The organism is Nonomuraea cavernae (genome assembly GCF_040655715.1).
GTDB classification, from domain to species: domain Bacteria; phylum Actinomycetota; class Actinomycetes; order Streptosporangiales; family Streptosporangiaceae; genus Nonomuraea; species Nonomuraea cavernae_A.
This window is the reverse complement of the sequence record NZ_JBFAKL010000017.1, coordinates 136692-152779: the sequence shown is the minus strand read 5'-3', so window position 1 is coordinate 152779 and position 16088 is coordinate 136692. Positions and strand designations below refer to the sequence as shown.

Below are 16088 nucleotides of genomic sequence, written 5' to 3'. Positions count from 1 at the left end.
GCGTAGCGGCGGGAGGTTACGCGGAGGGGCCGTAGATCGCGAACACCTTGTTGGAGTTGAACACCGCGGTCTCCACGAACTCCGACCAGACCGGCGTGGGGTGGCCGAGCTCCTCCATGGCGGCCACCAGCGGGAACCAGTTGAGGAGCTCCTGCTGGCCGGCCGCCTCGATCTCCTGGAGCGGGGTGGCCCGCCATTCCTCCAGGTCGCCGTCGGCCAGGGCCTGGTAGAGCCGTACGTCGCCCGGGGTGTCGGGGCGCAGCCGCCAGGTGCGGTCGCAGAGGAACGCGTGCGACCAGCTCGACGAGGCGACCAGGGCGATCCGCCACGGCGACTCGGCGCACAGCCGGGCCACCTCCGCCCCCATGCGCATGAGCCGGCGGGGCGACGGCGACGGCGGGTCGAGCTCGCGCACGTCGCCGAACTCGCTCATGAACCCCCGGTAGCTGACGACCCGCCTGCCGTAGCAGTTGATGGGGAAGGGCACCACGGGGTAGTCGAAGCCGGTGCGGTGGTAGTCGAGGTAGAGGACGGCGTTCAGGAAGGCGTGCGGCAGGCCGGGGTGGTGCGCCGGCCGGTAGGCGTAGGAGACGTCGATCTCTCGCTCCAGCAGCCCGGAGGCCAGGTACTTCGCGATGTCCGGACGGCCGCGGACGCGGAACGTGGTGCTGTGGTCCTCGCCCCAGATGTTGGGCCGGTCGCGCATGTCCGACGAGTGGTCGGCGTGCGCCCAGGGCTTGATGTCCATGGTCGGGTACGCCAGCACGGCGTAGGGCGGGATGATGTCCTCTTTGAAGTTCTCATACTGGTCGTCGCCCCAGATGACCAGCGCGTCGGGGTTGAAGTCGTCGATGGCGGCACGGACCCGCTCGAACCCCTTGATCAGGGCGGCGCGGTGTTCCTTGGCCGCCGCCCGGCCCTCGTCGTCGGCCCATTCCCGGCGGGCGAGCTCAGGCCAGTTGGCCACGTTTTTCGCCTCGGCGGGGATGCCGGGGTCGGCGAGGGTGCGCTGGAGGAGGCTGGCCATGTTCTCGTCCAGCCCGCCGAAGAGGGGATAGTGGGACAGGCCGACGCCCAGTACTTCCGCCATGACCGCTTCCTTCGCTGGAGACGCTGAAGACGCTGCGCCGTCGGCATCGGCGCCCGGCGCGGAGCCCCAAAATAGTTCCGATCTTGTATTATCGTCAACCATAAATATCTTCGTTCCAAGTAATCGGCCGTGTCGCCACCGGGTGCCGACCGCGCCGACAACGAGCTGGAGGCGGGCGTGTCCCACGACACCGATCCGGAGGAGTCGACGGTCGAGTGGCAGGTCGCGCGGGCGCAGGCCGAGCACGGGCCCGGCTTCGACCCCGACCTGCTGACGCTGACCCTCACCCTCTACCGCGCCATGTCGGCGTTCGACCGCGCCGGGGCCGCCGAGCTCTCCGGGCACGGGCTGTCGGTCAGCCAGTTCAACATCCTCAACGTGCTGCACCGGGCGGACCGGCCGCTGAACATGGGTGAACTGGCACTGGCCATCTCCATCCGGCCGGCCAACCTGACGAGCGTCATCGACGGGCTCGTGCAGCGGTCCTTCGTGGAGCGGCGGATCAACCCCGACGACCGCCGCTCCTACCTGATCGCCAACACCGCCACCGGCGAGCGGTTCCTGGCGGACTTCCTGCCGTCGCACTGGCGCTATCTGGAGGCGCTCACCTGGCGGCTCGACGGCGAGGACCGCCGCGCTCTAACGGCGCTGCTGGAGAAGCTGCGTGGGTCCATCGAGACCGCCCGGGTCGACAAGGGCCAGATCATCTCGACGTGAGCGGCACCGCCGGCCTCCGCGGGCCGTCCGGCGTGGCGACATCTTGATGTCCCCGGCGCGCCGCAACTAGTATCCGATCATAAATATTTCGGTCCGGGATAGTCATGTGCCATGGCTTTCGGGTCCGCTCACGTACGTACGGGTATGGAGGGAATGTGGACCCTGGACGACGTGCGTCCGTCGCGGGTCTGCTGCTGGACGCGTACGCCTCCGGCCAGCCGATCGAGCCGTTGACCGAGACCCACCAGGACCTGACGCTGGAGGACGCGTACGCGATCCAGCTGCTCCAGATCCAGAGCCGGCTCGCCGCGGGCGCCACCGTCAAGGGCCACAAGGTCGGCCTGACCAGCACGGCGATGCAGCGTCAGATGGGCGTCGACCAGCCCGACTACGGCCACCTGCTCGACGACATGTTCCACCAGGAGCACGAGCCCATCCCGATCGGCGCCTACCTGCAGCCCCGCGTGGAGCCCGAGATCGCGTTCGTGCTCAAGAGCCCGCTGAAGGGGCCCGGCGTCACGACCGCCCAGGCCGCCGCGGCCGTCGACTTCGTGCTGCCGGCCATCGAGCTGATCGACAGCCGGATCCGCGACTGGCGGATCGGCCTGCTCGACACGATCGCGGACAACGCCTCCTCGGGCGGCGTCGTCCTGGGCTCGACCCCCACCCCGTTGGGCGCGGTCGACCTGCGGCTGAGCGGGTGCACGGTGCACGTCAACTCCCGGCTGGCCGCGACCGGGGCCGGTGGCGCGGCGCTGGGCTCCCCGCTCAACAGTCTGGTGTGGCTGGCCAACACCGTGGGGGCGCTCGGCGTCACCCTCGAAGCCGGCCACGTCATCCTTCCCGGGTCGGTCACCACGGCTCTCCCGGTGGCGGCGTCCGACGTCGTCACCGTGCGGTTCGCCGGGCTGGGATCGGTCAGCGCGCGCTTCAGCGCGGGACACGGCACGAACGAGGTGACGCGATGAGCGCCTGGACCGTCGAGCGGGCGGCCACCGAGCTGCTCAGGTGCGAGGACGAGCGGACCGACCGGGGGCCGATCACCGACGAGTGGCCGGCGCTCGACGTCGCGACCGCGTACGCCGTCCAGGACGCGACGCTGCGGCTCCGCCTCCAGCGCGGCGAACGCCTGACCGGCATCAAGCTGGGGCTGACCAGCCGGGCCAAGCAACAACGAATGGGCATCTCCTCGCCCCTGGTCGCCTGGCTGACCGACGCCATGGAGTTGCCTCCCGGCGAGCCGGTGCCGCAGGACAGGCTGATCCATCCGCGCGTGGAGCCGGAGATCGTCTTCGTCATGGGCCGGCGGCTGGCGGGCCCCGGCGTGACCACCGCGACCGCGCTGGCCGCAGTGGAGTCGGTCATGGGCGGGGCCGAGGTCATCGACAGCCGCTTCCGCGACTTCCGGTTCCAGCTGCCCGACGTGATCGCCGACAACGCCTCGTCGGCGGCGTACCTGACCGGGTCCGTCGCGATGGACCCCCGTGAGCTGGACCTGGGCCTGGAGGCGGTGCTGGTGGAGGTCGACGGCCAGGTGGTCGACTCCGCCACCGGGGCCGCGGTCCAGGGACACCCCGCGAGCGCGCTCGCGCTCGCCGCGAACGAGCTCGGAGCGCGCGGGCTCGCCATCGAACCCGGCTGGATCGTGCTGACCGGCGGCATGACCGACGCCGTGTTCGCCCCGCCCGGCACGTCCATCGCGTGCCACTTCACACATCTCGGTCCCGTGTTCGTCTCAGGTGGTGCGCATGCCTCTCGTTGAAGTCACCCTCACCCAGGGCCGGACCGCCGAGGACATCCGGGCGCTGATCTCCGGCCTCACCGAGGCGGTGGTCACCTCCATCGGCGCTCCCAAGGAGAGCGTTCGCGTCGTCGTCCGGGAGATCCCGGCCACCCACTGGGCCGCCGGCGACGTCACGATCGCGGAAAGGCCGGCCACGCGATGACCGATTACCACGGCCACATCATCGACGGCCGCGAAGTCGACTCGCTCGACGGCAGGCGGTTCGCCAGCGTCGACCCGTGGACGCGGGAGCCCTGGGCGGAGGCGGCCCTGGGCGACCCGGCCGACGCCGCCGTGGCGGTGGCCGCGGCCCGGCGGGCCTTCGACGAGGGGCCGTGGCCCCGGATGGGGTTCGCCGAACGCGGCCGGATCCTGCACCGGCTGGCCGACCTGCTGGCGGAACGCCAGACCGAGATCAGGCTGGCCGACACCCGCGACATGGGCAAACCGGTCACCCAGAGCGGCCACGACGTGCAGCGGGCCGCCGCCAACTTCCGGTTCTTCGCCGACCACGCCCGCCTGTCGACCGGCCAGCTCCTCCCGATGGACTCCGGGCACCACGCCTACACGCGCTTCGAGCCGTCGGGGGTGACGGCGGCGATCGCGCCCTGGAACTTCCCGCTGATGCTGGAGAGCTGGAAGATCGCTCCCGCGCTGGCCTGGGGCAACACGGTCGTCCTCAAGCCGGCCGAGGACACTCCCGTGTCGGCGACGCTGCTCGCCCGGCTCGCCCTCGAAGCCGGTATGCCGCCCGGCGTGCTGAACGTGGTGCACGGCTACGGCCCCGGCTCCGTGGGCCAGGCGCTCACCGAGGACCCCCGAGTCGACCGCATCACCTTCACCGGGGAGTCGGCGACCGGCCGGGCCATCGCCAGGGCCGCGGCGGCCAACCTCACCCCGGTCAGCCTGGAGCTCGGCGGCAAGGGGGCGAACATCGTCTTCGCCGACGCCGAGCTGGACAACGCCGTGCACTGGTCGGTGGAGGCCATCTTCCGCAACGCCGGGCAGGTGTGCCTGGCCGGCAGCCGGCTGTTCGTGCAACGCGCCGTCTACGACGAGTTCCTGAGCCGCTTCGTCAAGAAGGCCGAGGCACTGGTCGCCGGTGACCCGTCCGATCCGGCCACCGAGCTCGGCCCGCTGGCCAGTGAGACGCACTTCGCCAAGGTCAGCTCGTACGTGACGGACGTCGGCGCGGGCACGATCCTCACCGGCGGGCTCGGCGAGGGCTGGGCGGTCCGGCCCACCGTGATCGTCGGCCTGGAGCCGTCCGCCCGGCACTGCCGGGAGGAGATCTTCGGGCCGGTCGTCGTCGTGCGGCCCTTCGACACCGAGGAGGAGGCCGTGGCCCTGGCCAACGGCACCCCCTACGGCCTCAACGCCATGCTCTTCACCGAGAACGTCAACCGGGCGCACCGCGTCTCGGCCGCCCTCAGGGCCGGCACGGTCTGGCTCAACTGCTTCTTCATCCGCGACCTGCGCGCGCCCTTCGGCGGGGTCGGCGACTCGGGCATCGGCCGGGAGGGCGGCGACTTCGGCCGGGAGTTCTTCACCGAGCCGAAGGCGGTCGTCATGCAGATCTCGCGGGATCAGCCGGCCGCACGCTGAAGCCGGCCGCGCCCCCCGTGAGCCCCCCCGTGAGCCCGCCCCCGTGAGCCCGCTCCCTGCGAGTCCGCTTTTTACGGGCCCGCTCCCCATGGGCTCGCGGGGAGCGGCTTTTTTCTCGGTCAGGTACGGGTCGTCTCCTGGTTCGCGGAGACGACCGCCTCGCCGGTCGTGGGAGCGGGCTTCAGGTCGACGCTGTCGCGCAGCCGCGTCGGCTTGAGGAACAGGGTGGCGATGACGCCGAGGGCGGCGATGCCGGTGGAGACGAGGAAGATGTGCCCGGTGGCGTCGCCGTAGGCGGCGCGCACGATGGTCTTGAGCGGCTCCGGCATCTGCGCGATGTTGAGGGAACCGCTTCCCCCCGCGGCGTCGGCCTTGATGCCGGCCTTGCCCAGTCCTTCGACGATGCTGGTCGCGACCTGGTTGGCCAGGATCGCGCCGAGCACCGAGACGCCGATGGTGCCGCCGAGCGAGCGGAAGAAGGTGATCGCGCCGCTGGCCGCGCCGAGTTCGTTCAGCGGGACGGTGTTCTGGATGGCCAGCACGAGGTTCTGCATGGACATGCCGACCCCGGCGCCGACCAGCAGCATCGCGGCGCTGACGAAGACCAGCGACGTCTCGTGGTCCAGCGTGGACAGCCCGAGGAAGCCGATGGTGAGGAGGATGCCGCCGGTGACGATGTACGGCTTGACGTTGCCGCTCTTGGAGATCATGCGGCCGGAGATCGTCGAGGAGAGCAGCACGCCGAGCATCATGGGGATGGTGAGCAGGCCCGCCTCGGTCGGACTGTAGCCGCGCCCGATCTGGAAGTACTGGCCGAGGAAGACCGAGCCGCCGAACATGGCCATGCCGACCGCGAGGCTGGCCAGGATGGCCAGGGCCGGGGTGCGCTGGCGGATGACGTGCAGCGGCACGACCGGCTCGGCGACCCTCGTCTCCACCCAGGTGGCCAGCACGAGGATCAGCACGCCGCCGCCGGCCATGGCCGCGGTCTGCCAGGACAGCCAGTCGAAGGAGTTGCCGACGAAGGTCACCCAGATGAGCAGGACGCTGACGCCCAGGGCGATCAGGGTGGCGCCGACGTAGTCGATCTTGACGTCGGGACGGCGCACGGTGGCCACGCGCAGCGTCTTCTGCAGCAGCCCGAAGGCGATCACGGTGAACGGCACCGAGATGAAGAAGCACCAGCGCCAGCCGAGCCAGGAGGTGTCGGCGATCAGGCCGCCGATCAGCGGCCCGCCCACGGTGGCCACGGCCATGACGCCGCCGAGGTAGCCGTTGTACCTGCCGCGCTCCCTGGGGCTGATCATCGCCGCGATGATGACCTGTACGAGCACCTGCAGGGCCCCCATCCCCAGCCCCTGCAGCGCCCGGAAGGCGATCAGCTGGCCGGTGTTCTGCGCGAACCCGCAGGCCACCGAGCTGACGATGAAGATGACGATGGCCACTTGGAGCAGCAGCTTCTTGCTGAACAGATCGGCCAGCTTGCCCCAGATCGGCGTGGAGGCCGTCGAGGCGAGCAGCGAGGCGGTGACCACCCAGGTGTACTGCGACTGGGTGCCGTCGAGCGCGCCGATGATCTGCGGCAGCGCGACCGAGACGATCGTGGCGCTGATCATCGCCACGAACAACACGAGCAGCAGTCCGCTGAGCGCTTCGAGCACTTGCCGATGGGTCATCGGCGCAGATGGTGCGGCCGTGGCTGTAGGTGCGCTCACGCGCGTCCTCCCCCTGGAGATCTATCTGCGACAGGGGGTCAGCATATATGCCCAATGGGCAATTTTGCGCATTGGGCATATATGTCTGACTCGCGGTACGCTTGGCGGAACATGGACATCCAGGTGGGGCTGCGCGAGCGCAAGAAGGCCGAGACCCGGCAGGCCGTGCACGAGGCGGCGCTGCGGCTGACGGTCGAGTACGGCTTCGACGCCGTGACCGTCGAGGCCATCGCCGACGCGGCCAACATCTCCCGGCGCACCTTCTCCAACTACTTCGCCGGCAAGGAGGACGCGGTCCTCTACGGCGAGGAGGAGCGCGTCCGGCTACTGGTCGAGCGGATCCGCGCCCGGCCGGCCATGGAATCTCCCTGGCGGGCCATGCGCGCCGCCATCCACGACGTCTACCGCGAAGTCGGGACCCCCGATCACGAGTGGGCCGCGCGCACCCGGCTGGCCCGCAAACACCCCGCACTCCTGGCCAGGCAACTGGCCAACCACGCCGCGCTCGAACGCGAGCTGGCCGAGGCCATCACCGAACGTGCGGGGCAAGACGACGCCGCCGTGATCGAGCCGCGCCTCATGGCCGCCGCCTTCCTGGTCACGTTGCGCATCGGCACCCATCTCTGGGTCGAGGAGCAACGCACGTTTCCCCTGCACGAAGTCATCGACGGATACCTCGCCCAGATGGCCCAGCCGTTCAGCTGACGGCCGACCGCGACGCGCGTCGCGCCGCTCGTACGCGGGCCGAGGTCAGCCCACCCGCTTGACGATCTCGGCGATCGTCGCCCGCTGCCCGGCGATCAGCTCGCCGGCGAGGTCGACGGTCGGCTTGTGGCTGCCCATGATCTGCACGGTCTGGGCCATCTCGACGCCGGCGTCGAGATGCTTGGCCAGCAGCGTCAGCCACGTACGGTCGAACTCCGCGCCCGACTGCTTCTCCAGCACCGAGATCTGCGCGGCGGAGATCATGCCGGGCATGGCGTGGCCGTCGTCAGCGCCCTCCGGCGGCAGCTGCGCCTTCCACGACCGCAGCCACGACTCCATCAGCTCGATGTCGGCGCGCTCGTCGGCGATCAGCTTCTCGCTGAGCCTCCGTACGTACGCGTTGGTGGTCCGGTCCGCGACCAGCTCGGCGATCCGGATGGTCTGCCGGTGATGCGGGATCATCTCCTGGGAGAACTGGACGTCCGGGTTCACGTCGGCCACCACACCGGCGGCGGCGACGGGCTCTCCGCCGGCCGGCGCGCACGCGCCCAGCAACGGGACACACAGCGCCATGGCCACCACGGCCGATCGGACCCCCGACACCCGCCGCGCGCACAACCGCATGATCGCTCCTCTCCGGCCGGCAAAAGGTTGACGGTTACCCGGGGATACGCGGCCGGATCCGGGAAGGTTCAGAGTCCGGCACCACGGGACAACCGGAAAACCCATGGAAGATCCGTACGGAACGGACGATGATGCTGCGCAGGCGGACCACGGGGAGGGCATCTCCTGACGCGTGCTCCCCGCTGGGAGACAGGGCATTGACGGGTCATCGCGAAGACAGCGCGCACGCGGGCGGGGTCCTCGAGATCGCCTGCGACGAGTCGGGCTCCGAAGGTGACAAGCTCATCGGGGGCAACACCGACGTCTTCGCCCATGCCAGCGTGCGCCTGAGCGCCGACCTCGCGGCCCGGTGCATCCAGGAGACGCGCGACCGGGCACCGTCGCCGACCACGGAGTACAAGTTCAGCATCCTCCGGCGCTCCAAGCACCGCGAGGCGCTCATCTGGCTGCTCGGCCCGCACGGGCCGCTGCTCGGGCACGCTCACGTGCACCTGACCGACAAGGCGTTCTTCGTCATCGGCCGGGTCGTCGACCTCCTGGTGGAGGAGACGCCCTACCCGCCCGCCATCGGCCTGCGCCAGGACCGCCGGGCGCGGGCCATGACCGCCACCCTGCGCCGCGAGGGTCCGCACGCGTACGGGGCCGAGCGGTGGGAGGCCTTTCTGGCGGCGTTCAACGGCCTGCTGCGGGCCCCCAACCACCGGAGCGCGCCCGCGTCCGTCGACGCGTTCTTCGACCTGGTCGACGACCTGCGCCGGTCCGGCGCGCCAAGCCCGGCCGGCGAGGCGATGGAGTTGCTGTGGCGGGCCAGACCGCGCGTGGCCGCCTTCCGCGAGCGCCTGCTCGTCGACCCGGGAGTGATCCCCGCCCTCGACACCCTGATCCCGGCCATCGTCGGAGCGGTCGCCTACTGGGGCGCGGGCGGCAGGCCCGTCGCGGTCGTGCACGACAGGCAGACGCTGCTGACGGACGAGCGGATCGGCCGGCTCAAGGAGCTGTTCCACGCCCACGAGCCCGCCGGCCGGTTGACGGGCGTGACGCTCGTCGACTCGCGCCGCGACCCCCGGATCCAGGTGGCCGACCTGCTGGCGGGCGCGGCGCGGAAGATCTCCTCGGACGAGCTCAACGGCCGGGGCGACGCCGAGCTCACCGCGCTGCTGCGGCCGTACGTGGACACGTCCTCGATCTGGAGCGACGACCGCCGCGGCCGCTGAGGCGGGCGTCAGCGGCGCGGGTCCACGTGGACCTTGGGAGCGTCGCCCCACTCGGCCGGACGGCGGCCGGCCAGGACGGCGGCGACCTCGTCCAGCGCCACCGTCGCGGCGACGAGCGGGCGCGGATCGACCGTGCCCGAGGCGTAGAGCTCGACGGTCTCGGCCAGCCCGGCGGAGGCGCCGAGCACGCCGACCGCGGTGACGTCCTTGAGGGCGACGGCACGGGTGTCGACCGGGCTCGGTGTCCCGGCCAGCCCCACGAAGACCACCCGGCGGCCCGGTTCGACCAGGTCGACGGCGAGCGCGGGCAGGCCGGGCGCGTTGGAGGCGTCCACGACGGCGTCGTAGCGCAGGGCGGGCAGCGTCTCCCGGGTCCACACCTGCTCGAAGCCGACCGAGCGGGCGAAGGCCAGGGAGCTCGCGGTCTGCCCGAGCAGGTGCACCTCGGCGCCGCGCGCCGCGGCGATCTGGGCGACGAGCAGCCCGATGGTGCCGGGGCCGAGCACCAGCAGCCGTTCGCCGGGCGCCAGGCCGGCGCCCCGCACGGCGCGCATCGCGTTGCCTCCCGGCTCGACGAGCGCGCCGAGTGCCGGATCCACGGTGCCGGGCAGCGGGTGCAGCGCGGTCACGGGCACGGGCAGCCGCTCGGCCAGCGCCCCGGGCCAGCCGCCCCGGATGCCGATCTCGTACCGGTCGGCGCACACGTGCCCGCGCCCGGCGGCACACCGCGCGCAACGACCGCAGCCGAGCATGGTGTCGCCGGTGACGCGGCGGCCGAGCCAGGACGGGTCCACGCCGTCGCCGACCGCACGCACCGCGCCGGACCACTCGTGGCCGATCCGCAGCGGGTAGGCGGCCTGGCCGGTGTGCAGGTAGGGCAAGGTGCCGGTGAAGAGCTCCACGTCGGTGCCGCACACCCCGACCCGCTCGACGTCGACGACCACCTCGCCGGGGCCCGCCTCGGGCGGCTCGACCTCCCGCACGCCGGCCTGCCCGGGCCCGGTGATCACTAAGGCGCGCATCCGGCCAATCTATCCACTGCGGGCTCCGGTCACAGGGTCGAGCGGACGGCCTCCTCGGTGCGCGCCACGACGGACGGCCCGTCGGCCGCGGTGATGATCGGGCGCTGGATCAGGATCGGATGGGCGGCCAGCGCCCGGACCCAGCGGTCACGGTCGGCCGGGGTGCGCGACCAGCCGGCCAGGCCGAGTTCGGCCGCGGCCGGCTCGCCGAGCCGGGTGACGTCCCAGGGTTCGAGCCCCAGCCTGGCCAGCACCTCGCGCAGCTCGTGCTCGTCGGGCGGGTCGTCGAGATAGCGGCGCACGGTGTAGTCGGCCTGCTCGGCGTCCAGGATCGACAGCGCGGAACGGCACTTCGAACACTCGGGATTGATCCAGATCTCCATGAGGGTCCTTCCAGCGGTGCGGGCGTCCGGTGAGGACGCGCGAACGTGTGCCGTTCCGGCGGGTCCTCAGCAGCGTAGAGGTGACCGTACGGGACTCCGGGGGGCTGAACACAGCGCAGGAGCGATGTGGTCGGCTTCGACAGGGTTACGATGCGCCCGCCGGGAAGGTAGCCGACGTGAGCGACGTCCGTGAAAAGGCAGCAGGTGATGCTCGCGCGTCGAGCCCGGCATCTACCCGACAGGAGTCTGAATCATGACATTCGTGATCGCGGGTGGCGGCCTGGCCGCCGCCAAGACCGCCGAGGCCCTGCGCGAGCAGGGGTACGACGGCCGGCTCGTGCTGGCCTGCGCGGAGCCCCACCTGCCCTACGAACGACCACCGCTGTCCAAGGACTACCTGCAGGGGAAGTCCGAGCGGGACAAGGTCTTCGTCCACGACGCGGCGTGGTACCAGAGCCAGGACGTCGACCTGCGCCGGGACACCCAGGTGACCGCCATCGACCGCCCCGGCCACGCGCTCGACCTGTCCGGCGGCGAACGCGTCGGCTACGACAAGCTGCTGCTGGCCACCGGCGCCACCCCCCGCCGCCTGCCCGTCCCCGGCGCCGACCTCGACGGCGTCCTCTACCTGCGCACCGTCGACGACAGCGAGCGGCTGCGCGACACCCTGGCCGCCGTCTCCAGCGTCGCGATCGTCGGCGCAGGCTGGATCGGCCTGGAGGTGGCCGCCGCCGCCCGCGCCGCCGGTGTGCGGGTCAGCGTGCTGGAGGCCGAGCGGCAGCCGCTGCTGCGCGTGCTCGGCTCCCGGATCGCCGCCGTCTTCGCCGCGCTGCACCGCGAGCACGACGTCGACCTGCGGCTCGGGGTGCAGGTCAGCGAGATCACCGGCGAACACGGCCGGGCGACGGGGGTGCGACTGGCCGACGGCGCCCATGTCGCGGCCGACGCCGTCATCGTCGGCATCGGCGCAGCCCCCGACACCGGCCTCGCGGCCGCCGCCGGGCTCAGGGTGGACGACGGGATCGTGGTGGACGCCGGGCTGCGCACCTCCGACCCCGACATCTTCGCCGCCGGCGACGTGGCCAACGCCTATCACCCGCTGTACGACACCCATGTCCGCGTCGAGCACTGGGCCAACGCCCTCAACCAGCCAGCCGTCGCCGCCCGCTCCATGCTCGGCCAGGACGCCGTCTACGACCGGCTGCCGTACTTCTACACCGACCAGTACGACCTGGGCATGGAATACACCGGCCTCACCCGGCCCGGCCACAACGACGACGTCGTCGTACGAGGCGACCTCGGCTCCCGGGAGTTCATCGCCTTCTGGCTCGACGGCGACCGGGTCGTGGTCGGCATGAACGTCAACGTCTGGGACGTCACGAGCCCCATCCAGGAGCTGATCCGCTCCGGCCGCCCGGTCGACCGCGCCCGGCTCGCCGACCCGGCCACCCCACTCCCCGAAACCACTCTCTGACAACGAACGACCGCGTCCGCCCCTGCCGTGATCCGTCCGCCAACGACGAGCCACCTCAAACGGGCCCGTACCGGCCACGAGCAGGCCGGGACGTCCGGGGGTGGCCCTCAGGCGTCGGCGATGGGGCGGCCGTAGGTGACGGCGTCGAGGACGGCCGCCGGGGTGGTGGCGCGCAGTTCGGCGTCAGGGCGCGCCCCGAGCGCCGCGTTGACCGTCGAGAACGCGACGCGCAGCGCGACGAACACCGTCATCGCGAAGATCTGGGCGTCATCGAACCCGGCCTCGCGCAACCTCTCGACGTCCGCCGCGTTCGTACCGCTGGGATCGCGCGCCACCTTGCGCGCCCAGTCGGCCATCGCCCGCTCACCCGCCGTCAGGCCACCACCGCCCGTCAAAGCATCACTGTCCGGCGGGACGGCGTCGGGCGCCTGGGGGATGGTGTCGCGGAGGACCGCCGCCGCGGTGAGGGCGTCGGACTGCGTGGCCAACCGGCCGCCCCACACCAGCGAGCAGTACGAGTCGCCGAGCGCCGAGGCGCAGGCGGCGACGAGGACGCCGCGTCCCCGCAGGTCCAGCCCGTGCACCACGCCGGTCTCCGTCATCAGGTCGAACAGCCCGTTGAGGACGTCCGGCTGGTAGGCCCAGAGCCGGGACAGGTTCATCACGTAGCCGACCTCGGCGACGTCCTCGTCGAACACCTTCCGCCCCTCGGCCGTGACAGGCGGGACGGCGAGGAAACCGTTCACGACGGGTCACCGGCCTGGAAGGTCACCGGGCGGCCGTCGGCCTTCCAGGCGGCCAGCCCGCCGTCGAGATGCGAGACGTCGGTGTAGCCGAGCGCCTGCAGGGTGCTGGCGGCGAGGGCGGACCGGCCGCCGGAGGCGCAGTAGAGGATGGTCGGCGCGGACGGGTCGAACTCGGCGCGGTGGTAGGGGCTGCCGGGGTCGGCCCAGAACTCCAGCATCCCGCGCGGCGCCCGCACCGCCTCGGGGATCGTGCCCTCGCGCTGGACCTCGTCGGGCTCGCGCAGGTCGACCAGCGTCACGGTGCCGGTTTCGAGGGCTTCGGCCACCTCGGCCACCGACAGGTTGCGGACCTGGTCGCGGGCGCGGGCCACCAGTTGCTTGACGGAATCGCTCATCAGACCTGCCTTCCGGTAAAGGGAGTCGCCCGGTCATTGGACACCGGGCACGCGATCACCCACATCCGTGCTCAGTACGGAAATAGCGGATACTCCGTTCCATGGATGCCGATCCGCTGCGGGCGGCCGGGGTGACGCCGCGCGAGCTCCAGATCTTCTGGCTCGTGGGTGACCGCCTGCACAACCGGGAGATCGCCGACAGCCTCCAGGTGTCGGAGCGGACCGTGGAGAGCCACGTGTCGTCCCTGCTGCGCAAGCTCGGCGGGTCGAGCCGGCTGGCGCTGGTCGGCACGGCGGTGCGGCTGCGGGCCCGCCGGGAGCCCGGCACCGTGCTGCCCAGGCCGCTGTCGTCGTTCGTGGGTCGTGACCGGGAGACCGGCGACCTGGCCGGGCTGCTCGACGCCCACCGGCTGCTGACGCTGACCGGCCCGGCGGGCACCGGCAAGACACGGCTGGCGTTGCGGCTGGCGCAGTCGGTGTCCACGCTGCCGCCCGCCGTGCTGGTCGATCTCGCCTCCGTACCTCCCGGGGACGACGTGGAGCGCGCGTTCGCCGATGCTCTCGGCGTGTCCGGGGAGGAGCGGAGGCTACGGTCCCTGATCCGCGAGGCGCTCGCCGACGGCCGCCACTGGCTGCTGGTCGACAACTGCGAACACGTCACCGGCACCGCGGCGGCGCTGCTCGCCGACCTGCTGGCCACCACGGAGCGGCTGCACGTGCTGGCCACCGGCCACGGCCCGCTCGGCGTCGCCGGGGAGGTGGTCTACGAGATCGCGCCCCTGCCGGTGCCGGAGGAGGCCGACGACCCGGCCGCCGTGCTCGAAGCCGCCGCCGGACGGCTGTTCGCGGACCGCGCGACCGCCGTCTCCCCCGGCTTCGAGGTCACCCCGGGCAACGCCCGGCACGTCGCGATGGTCTGCCGCCGGCTGGACGGCCTGCCGCTGGCCATCGAGCTGGCCGCGGCGCGGATCCGGTTCTTCTCGCCGGCCGAGCTGCTGGGCCGGTTGGACGACCGGTTCGCGCTGCTGACGGACGGGGCGCAGGGGCGGCACCGGACCCTGGAGCAGGCCCTCCGGTGGAGCTACGACCTGCTGGGCGACGGCGAGCGGGTGCTGTTCGAGCGGTGCTCGGTGTTCCCCGGGGAGTTCGACTACGACACGGCGGCGCAGATCCTGGCCTACCCGCCGCTGAGCTCCGCCGACCTCGTCCGGCTCTTCCCTCGCCTGCTGGACCGCTCGCTGATCTCCCGCCGCCGCCGCGACGAGACCACCGAGTACCGCCTGCTCGACAGCGTCCGCCAGTTCGCGCACCGGCGGCTGGTGTCACGCGGCGCCGCCGAGACGGCCCGCGAGCAGCATGCCCGCCACCACCTCCGGCACGGCGTGGGCCTCCTGCCCGACCTGCGCGGGCGGGACCAGGCCGGCGCGATGCGCTGGTTCGACCGCCACTGGGGTGATCTGCGGACCGCGATGCGCTGGGCCCTCGACCGGCCGGACACCGTGCCCGCGTGGGAGTTCCTGGCCGGTGTCGGGACGGGCTGGGAGATCCTCGGCGCCCGTGGCGAGCTGTTCGGCTGGATCGACCGGCTGCTCGAACGCCCCCTGCCGGAAGGTTCGCTCGGGGTCCGGGCGGCCGTCACCTGCTCCGTACTGCTGGCGTACCAGGACACCGGGCGCGCCCTGACGTTCGCCGAGCAGGCGTACGAGCGCGCGGGCGACGGCGCCGGGCCGGACCAGGCGCTCGCGCTGCTCGCCCTCGGCTGGGTGAAGATGTACGGCGAGCACCGCGCGGCCGCCGCCGGTCACCTGGAACACGCGGCGGCCCGTTTCGAGGCCCTGGGCGACGACTGGCACCGAGCCCTGACGATGTCCGCGCTCGGGCACGCCAGTAGCGGCACCGCGACCGCCCTGGCCCGTGCGGCCGAGGCCGCCGACCTGTTCGGACGGCTGCGCGACCAGGTGAAACGGGCCAACTGCCTCAGTCAGCTGGCCGTCCGCGCGATCGAGGACCACACCCGCCTCGACGACGCCGCGACCTGGCTGGCCGAGGCCGGACGGCTGGCCCGGCTCAGCGGCAACGAGCACGAGCGGTTGCACGCCGAGGTCTTCCGGGCCCACCTCGACCAGCAGCGGGGCGACCACGCGACCGCCGCGACGAGCTACGCCGCGCTCCTCGGGCAGTTCCGGCGGATCGGCGACCGCCGCTGCACGGCCCGCTGCCTGCTCGGCCTCGGCCGCGCCGCGACCTCGGGCGGCGAGCACGACCTGGCCCGCCGCCGGCTCACCGAGGGCCTGGAACTCGCGCTCGGCGTCGGCGACCTGCGCGCCACGATGACGGGCCTGTGCCTGCTCGCCGAGTGCGAGCACGCGGCCGGCCGCTTCGAACGCGCCGCCGTCCTGCTCGGCGCCGCCGAACGCCTCGACCCGGAGCTGCGCGCCCACCTGTTCCCCGGCCACGCCCTGCACGCGGCCCTCGGGGACCGGCTCGGCGCCGCCGGCCTGGCCGCCGCTCTCGCCGCGGGCGGCCGGACGCCGCTCCCCGGCCTCCTCTCTCCCTGAGCCGCCGACCTGCTCGCCCGCCGAGCGGATGGGAGCCTGCCGGATCTCACGGGCCGG

At 72.3% G+C, this 16088-nt stretch carries 16 protein-coding genes; 9 read left to right on the top strand and 7 right to left on the bottom strand.

All coding sequences use genetic code 11. The annotated features are described in order from the left end of the window. Nucleotides 1–16: 16 nt before the first annotated feature. A complete protein-coding gene (locus AB0I38_RS24620; RefSeq protein ID WP_358471856.1) occupies nt 17–1090 on the bottom strand; it encodes a hypothetical protein in 1074 nt (357 codons plus the stop codon). A gap of 129 nt (nt 1091–1219) precedes the next feature. Here AB0I38_RS24620 and AB0I38_RS24615 point away from each other — a divergent pair, with 129 nt between their 5' ends. The 5 genes from AB0I38_RS24615 (at nt 1220) to AB0I38_RS24595 (ending at nt 5195) form a co-directional block, all read left to right on the top strand. Next, a complete protein-coding gene (locus tag AB0I38_RS24615) occupies nt 1220–1807 on the top strand; it encodes a MarR family winged helix-turn-helix transcriptional regulator (RefSeq protein ID WP_358471854.1) in 588 nt (195 codons plus the stop codon). Between the two features lie 155 nt (nt 1808–1962). Then, nucleotides 1963–2775, top strand: coding sequence for a 2-keto-4-pentenoate hydratase (locus AB0I38_RS24610; protein WP_358471852.1), 813 nt, complete (start codon nt 1963–1965; stop codon nt 2773–2775). Continuing rightward, complete coding sequence (locus tag AB0I38_RS24605) at nt 2772–3569, top strand: 2-keto-4-pentenoate hydratase (protein WP_358471850.1); 798 nt, start codon at nt 2772–2774, stop codon at nt 3567–3569. Before AB0I38_RS24610 ends, AB0I38_RS24605 begins: the two co-directional genes overlap by 4 nt. Next, nucleotides 3556–3753, top strand: a complete 198-nt coding sequence (locus AB0I38_RS24600; protein ID WP_358471848.1) for a 2-hydroxymuconate tautomerase — start codon at nt 3556–3558, stop codon at nt 3751–3753. The genes AB0I38_RS24605 and AB0I38_RS24600 overlap by 14 nt, the downstream gene beginning before the upstream one ends. Beyond that, nucleotides 3750–5195, top strand: coding sequence for an aldehyde dehydrogenase (locus AB0I38_RS24595; protein ID WP_358471846.1), 1446 nt, complete (start codon nt 3750–3752; stop codon nt 5193–5195). The genes AB0I38_RS24600 and AB0I38_RS24595 overlap by 4 nt, the downstream gene beginning before the upstream one ends. Nucleotides 5196–5314: 119 nt before the next feature. Here the strand turns inward: AB0I38_RS24595 and AB0I38_RS24590 are convergent, their stop codons facing one another. Then, entirely contained in the window at nt 5315–6871 is a 1557-nt protein-coding gene (locus AB0I38_RS24590) for an MDR family MFS transporter (protein ID WP_358471844.1), read from the bottom strand. A 150-nt stretch (nt 6872–7021) separates the two neighbouring features. Here AB0I38_RS24590 and AB0I38_RS24585 point away from each other — a divergent pair, with 150 nt between their 5' ends. After that, nucleotides 7022–7615, top strand: coding sequence for a TetR/AcrR family transcriptional regulator (locus AB0I38_RS24585; protein WP_358471842.1), 594 nt, complete (start codon nt 7022–7024; stop codon nt 7613–7615). Between the two features lie 45 nt (nt 7616–7660). On the opposite strand, the gene AB0I38_RS24580 is transcribed toward AB0I38_RS24585, so the two are convergent. Further along, nucleotides 7661–8239, bottom strand: coding sequence for a DUF305 domain-containing protein (locus AB0I38_RS24580; protein WP_358471840.1), 579 nt, complete (start codon nt 8237–8239; stop codon nt 7661–7663). 197 nt (nt 8240–8436) lie between these two features. Between AB0I38_RS24580 and AB0I38_RS24575 the strand changes: the two genes are divergently transcribed. Further along, the gene (locus AB0I38_RS24575) at nt 8437–9453 is read left to right on the top strand and encodes a hypothetical protein (RefSeq protein WP_358471838.1); all 1017 of its coding nucleotides are present in this window, start codon (nt 8437–8439) and stop codon (nt 9451–9453) included. 8 nt (nt 9454–9461) lie between these two features. Here the strand turns inward: AB0I38_RS24575 and AB0I38_RS24570 are convergent, their stop codons facing one another. Continuing rightward, nucleotides 9462–10475 carry a zinc-dependent alcohol dehydrogenase gene (locus AB0I38_RS24570; protein ID WP_358471836.1) on the bottom strand — a complete coding sequence of 338 codons (1014 nt, stop codon included), beginning with the start codon at nt 10473–10475 and terminating at the stop codon, nt 9462–9464. Nucleotides 10476–10504: 29 nt separating this feature from the next. Further along, complete coding sequence (locus AB0I38_RS24565; RefSeq protein ID WP_358471834.1) at nt 10505–10858, bottom strand: ArsC/Spx/MgsR family protein; 354 nt, start codon at nt 10856–10858, stop codon at nt 10505–10507. A 253-nt stretch (nt 10859–11111) separates the two neighbouring features. Between AB0I38_RS24565 and AB0I38_RS24560 the strand changes: the two genes are divergently transcribed. Beyond that, a complete protein-coding gene (locus tag AB0I38_RS24560) occupies nt 11112–12332 on the top strand; it encodes an NAD(P)/FAD-dependent oxidoreductase (RefSeq protein WP_358471832.1) in 1221 nt (406 codons plus the stop codon). Nucleotides 12333–12439: 107 nt separating this feature from the next. Here AB0I38_RS24560 and AB0I38_RS24555 read toward each other — a convergent pair whose 3' ends face one another. Beyond that, on the bottom strand, nt 12440–13078 hold the full coding sequence (locus AB0I38_RS24555) for a hypothetical protein (protein ID WP_358471830.1): 639 nt from the start codon (nt 13076–13078) through the stop codon (nt 12440–12442). Continuing rightward, nucleotides 13075–13473, bottom strand: a complete 399-nt coding sequence (locus AB0I38_RS24550) for a rhodanese-like domain-containing protein (RefSeq protein ID WP_358471828.1) — start codon at nt 13471–13473, stop codon at nt 13075–13077. Before AB0I38_RS24550 ends, AB0I38_RS24555 begins: the two co-directional genes overlap by 4 nt. A 101-nt stretch (nt 13474–13574) precedes the next feature. Between AB0I38_RS24550 and AB0I38_RS24545 the strand changes: the two genes are divergently transcribed. Then, nucleotides 13575–16031: an ATP-binding protein gene (locus AB0I38_RS24545; protein ID WP_358471826.1), complete on the top strand. Its 2457-nt coding sequence runs from the start codon at nt 13575–13577 to the stop codon at nt 16029–16031. Nucleotides 16032–16088: the final 57 nt, after the last annotated feature.

What these genes read in the sequence shown, in the direction of transcription:
- AB0I38_RS24620 (WP_358471856.1), bottom strand. Translation starts at nt 1,090, where the DNA reads ATGGCGGAAGTACTGGGCGTCGGCCTGTCCCACTATCCCCTCTTCGGC.
- AB0I38_RS24605 (WP_358471850.1), top strand. Translation starts at nt 2,772, where the DNA reads ATGAGCGCCTGGACCGTCGAGCGGGCGGCCACCGAGCTGCTCAGGTGC.
- AB0I38_RS24600 (WP_358471848.1), top strand. Translation starts at nt 3,556, where the DNA reads ATGCCTCTCGTTGAAGTCACCCTCACCCAGGGCCGGACCGCCGAGGAC.
- AB0I38_RS24595 (WP_358471846.1), top strand. Translation starts at nt 3,750, where the DNA reads ATGACCGATTACCACGGCCACATCATCGACGGCCGCGAAGTCGACTCG.
- AB0I38_RS24590 (WP_358471844.1), bottom strand. Translation starts at nt 6,871, where the DNA reads ATGACCCATCGGCAAGTGCTCGAAGCGCTCAGCGGACTGCTGCTCGTG.
- AB0I38_RS24585 (WP_358471842.1), top strand. Translation starts at nt 7,022, where the DNA reads ATGGACATCCAGGTGGGGCTGCGCGAGCGCAAGAAGGCCGAGACCCGG.
- AB0I38_RS24580 (WP_358471840.1), bottom strand. Translation starts at nt 8,239, where the DNA reads ATGCGGTTGTGCGCGCGGCGGGTGTCGGGGGTCCGATCGGCCGTGGTG.
- AB0I38_RS24570 (WP_358471836.1), bottom strand. Translation starts at nt 10,475, where the DNA reads ATGCGCGCCTTAGTGATCACCGGGCCCGGGCAGGCCGGCGTGCGGGAG.
- AB0I38_RS24565 (WP_358471834.1), bottom strand. Translation starts at nt 10,858, where the DNA reads ATGGAGATCTGGATCAATCCCGAGTGTTCGAAGTGCCGTTCCGCGCTG.
- AB0I38_RS24560 (WP_358471832.1), top strand. Translation starts at nt 11,112, where the DNA reads ATGACATTCGTGATCGCGGGTGGCGGCCTGGCCGCCGCCAAGACCGCC.
- AB0I38_RS24550 (WP_358471828.1), bottom strand. Translation starts at nt 13,473, where the DNA reads ATGAGCGATTCCGTCAAGCAACTGGTGGCCCGCGCCCGCGACCAGGTC.
- AB0I38_RS24545 (WP_358471826.1), top strand. Translation starts at nt 13,575, where the DNA reads ATGGATGCCGATCCGCTGCGGGCGGCCGGGGTGACGCCGCGCGAGCTC.